The organism is Isoptericola sp. NPDC060185 (assembly GCF_042728595.1).
Classification (GTDB): Bacteria; Actinomycetota; Actinomycetes; order Actinomycetales; family Cellulomonadaceae; genus Isoptericola.
This window is the reverse complement of record NZ_JBHWYY010000146.1, coordinates 1-3302: the sequence shown is the minus strand read 5'-3', so window position 1 is coordinate 3302 and position 3302 is coordinate 1. Positions and strand designations below refer to the sequence as shown.

3 protein-coding genes are annotated in these 3302 nt (G+C 75.5%); 1 reads left to right on the top strand and 2 read right to left on the bottom strand.

The features are described 5' to 3' along the window. The first annotated feature begins 230 nt into the window (after nt 1-230). Entirely contained in the window at nt 231-1007 is a 777-nt protein-coding gene (locus ACFWDO_RS21315) for a hypothetical protein (protein ID WP_380326985.1), read from the top strand. A gap of 102 nt (nt 1008-1109) precedes the next feature. Here ACFWDO_RS21315 and ACFWDO_RS21310 read toward each other — a convergent pair whose 3' ends face one another. Further along, entirely contained in the window at nt 1110-2117 is a 1008-nt protein-coding gene (locus tag ACFWDO_RS21310) for a Gfo/Idh/MocA family protein (protein WP_380326988.1), read from the bottom strand. Between the two features lie 51 nt (nt 2118-2168). Then, complete coding sequence (locus ACFWDO_RS21305) at nt 2169-3158, bottom strand: Gfo/Idh/MocA family protein (RefSeq protein ID WP_380326991.1); 990 nt, start codon at nt 3156-3158, stop codon at nt 2169-2171. Nucleotides 3159-3302: the final 144 nt, after the last annotated feature.

Below are 3302 nucleotides of genomic sequence, written 5' to 3'. Positions count from 1 at the left end.
CGTGGCCCCCGCTGGCGTACACCCCCCGCCCTCTGTTAACCCCCCCCCGGCCGGGGCCCCCCCGGGGGGGTGCGCCCCCCGCCCCCCCCCCCGCTCGTCGGGGTGCGGGCCGTCGCCGTTCCCGGGCCCGGCGTCCGCGGGCATGCGCCCAGGCATGGGCGCATCGCACGACGGCGGGAGAATCCTCGCCGCGGCGGGAACGGCGCCCGCACGGCAGGCGTTCACCCCGTATGGGACTCCTCGACCGACTTCTCGGCAGAACCCACGACGAGCGCTCGTACCACGGCGTGCCCGGGCGGCCCGACTACGGCGCCTCCCGCGCCGGCGAGTCGCCCGGCAAGCACGGGTACGCCCCGCACCCGGACCAGCAGCCCGCCGGGCGGCCCGGCGACCGCGTGCCTGCGGCGCACCGCGACCCCGACGAGGTGGCCGTCGAGCGGTATCGCTACCTGCTGCGCACGGCGCCGCCGGACGCCGTCGAGCAGGCGCACGCCGAGGCGTTCGCCCGCCTGACGCCGGAGCAGCGGCAGCGCGTGCTCCAGGACCTCGGGTCCGGCCTGCCGCCGGCCGAGCGCGCGGCCTCCGACGACCCGCAGTCCCTCGCCCGCATGGCCACCCGCGCCGAGCTGCGCAACCCTGGGACGCTGGAGCAGTCGTTCCGCGGGCAGGGCGGGTACGGCGCCCGCGGCCCGAGCTTCGGGTCGATGATGGGCTCCAGCCTGCTCGGCACCGTCGCCGGCGTCGTCATCGGCTCGGCCGTGGCCAACGCGATGTTCGGCCCCGCCTTCGGCGACCCGTCGCAGGACTTCGCCGGCGACGCGGGCGGTGGCGACGGCGGCGGTGACGCGGGCGCCGACGCGGGCGGTGACGCCGGGTACACCGACGCCGCCGGTGCGGACCCCGGCTACGGCGGGGACACCGGCGGCGACATGGGCGGCTTCGGGGACTTCGGCGGCGGTGACTTCGGGGGCGGCGACTTCGGCGGCGGCGACTTCGGAGGGTTCTGACCCCACGACGCACAGGGCCCGCGGCGACCGGTGTCGGTCCCCGCGGGCCCCGCCGTGCTCGCGGCGACGGCGACCGGCGACTCCGGTCGGCGCGTCGTCGCGTCACACGCCGGCGACGTCGACCGCCTGCCCGGTGCGCGCGCTCTCGTAGGCCGCGAGGATGATGCCGAGCACGGCGATCCCCTCGGCCTCCGTGTTCAGCGGACGGCGGCCGGTCTCGAGGCAGTCGACGAAGTCGACGATCTCCGCGGCGAAGGTGTTCACGGCCTCGTGCTCGTAGACCTGCTCGTCCTCGCCGCGCACCTTCACGCGCAGGGTCGTTCCGTCCGAGCTGAGCGACCCCTTCGAGCCGACGACGCTGAACCGGTCGGTGCCCGGCGCGGCGTCGTAGGCCCACGAGGTGACCAGCTGGCCGACGCTGCCGTTGTCGAAGCGCACGAGCACCTGGGCGGAGTCCTCGCCCTCCATGAACGTCAGGCGATGGGTCGACATCATGGCGAAGGCCTGCACGGGCCGCCCGCCAGACAGGTGCATCAGCAGGTACGTCGGGTGGTATCCCGTGTCGATGAACTCGCCGCCGCCGCTCGTCGCGGCGTGGGCGCGCCATCCCATGGTGTCGGGGTCGAAGTCGTTGAAGAACGAGTCGGTGGTGCGCACCTCGTAGACGTCGCCCAGCACGCCGGAGTCGATGACCTCCTTGGCCCGGGCGACGGCGGGCATGAACAGCTGGTTGTGCGCGCACATCAAGGTCACGCCGGCCGCCTCGACCGCCGCGCGCACCTCGGCTGCCTCCTCGGCGGTCAGGCACAGCGGCTTCTCGCAGAGGATGTGCTTGCCCGCCTTGGCCGCGGCCACGATCGCCGCCCGGTGCAGGTGGTGCGGCAGGCAGATGTCGACGGCGTCGACCTCCGGGTCGTTCACGAGCTCGGTGAAGTCGGCGTACGCGCGGGCGCCGGTCTCCTCGGCGCGACGGGCGAGGGTCTCGGGCACCGCGTCGGCGATCGCGGTGACCGTCACGCGGTCGGGGATGGTGGCGTACCCCGCGAGGTGGGCGCCGGCGATGCCGCCGGCGCCGATCAGGCCGATGCGGACGGGAGGGGTCACGGTCATGGTGGGTCCAGTTCTCCGGTGGGGCGGGTTCTCCGGTGGGGCAGCCGTCGGTCAGGCCTGCGCTGCGGTGAGCGCGACGGCGCTCGCGGCCTCGACGAGCGCGGTCAGCGACCGGGCCCGCGCGAGGTTGTCCTCGAGGTCCGCTCCGGAGCGGATCGCGTCCGCCCACTGCGCGAAGAGGATCGGCTGGTGGGCGGGCAGGTCCACGCGGGACGAGCCCTCGCGGGTGGTCAGGCGCATCACGGCCGCGCCGTCGTCGTCGGTCTCGAAGCCGTGCAGCAGGGAGCCGTCGGTGCCGTGCACCTCGATCGTGAACGGGCTCGCCGGGGTGACGAAGCCCGTCTCGATGACGCCGATCGCGCCGTCGGGCGTGGCGACGGTGACCGACGCGTTGTCCTCGACGCCGCGCCCGGTCTGGTCCGTCCAGGTGGGGCGCACCGAGACGACCTCGTCGCCCAGGATCAGCTGGGTGAGGTAGACGGGGTGCGCGCCCAGGTCGACGAAGGCGCCGCCCAGCGCCTCGGAGCGGTCGTAGAAACGGGTCGGCAGCCAGTCGGCGGTGGAGCCGTCGTGGGCCAGGCGGACCCGCGAGTACGTGATCCGGCCGAGGGTGCCGGCGTCGAGGATCTCGCGCAGGGCCAGCGTGTAGCCGTGCGTGAGCCGCGGCAGGGAGACGACCAGCCGGACGTCGGCGGCCCGGGCGGCGGCGATGAGGGCGTCGCAGCCCTCGACGGTCGGGGCGAGCAGCTTCTCGGTGAAGACGTGCTTGCCCGCCGCCAGGGCCTTGCCGATCACCTCGACGTGGTCGCTGGTGGCGGCGGTGACGGTCACGCCGTCGAGGTCGTCGCGCGCCAGCAGGGCGTCGAGGTCGGTCGTGGCCTCGACGCCGAGCCGCTCGGCGAGGTCACGGCCGCGCTCGGCGTCGTCGTCCCAGACCGCGACGAGCTCCGTGTCGTGGTGGTCGATCGCGGCGCGCCCGTACTCCTCGGCGTGCACGTGCCATGCGCTGAGCACGGCGATCCGCAGGGGGGTGGTGGTCATGACGGCATCTGCTCCTGGATGGGGTGCGTCTGGTCGTGGCCGGCCCCCCGGCCGGCCGGGCCCCGCGGGGGCCCCCGGGGGCCCCCCCGGGGGGGGGGGGGCGGGGGCACGCCGGGGGTGGCGGGCGGGGCCCGCCAGAGGTTG

Excerpts from the sequence above, each read along its gene's own strand:
- ACFWDO_RS21305 (WP_380326991.1), bottom strand. The coding sequence starts at position 3,158 with ATGACCACCACCCCCCTGCGGATCGCCGTGCTCAGCGCATGGCACGTG.
- ACFWDO_RS21310 (WP_380326988.1), bottom strand. The coding sequence starts at position 2,117 with ATGACCGTGACCCCTCCCGTCCGCATCGGCCTGATCGGCGCCGGCGGC.
- ACFWDO_RS21315 (WP_380326985.1), top strand. The coding sequence starts at position 231 with ATGGGACTCCTCGACCGACTTCTCGGCAGAACCCACGACGAGCGCTCG.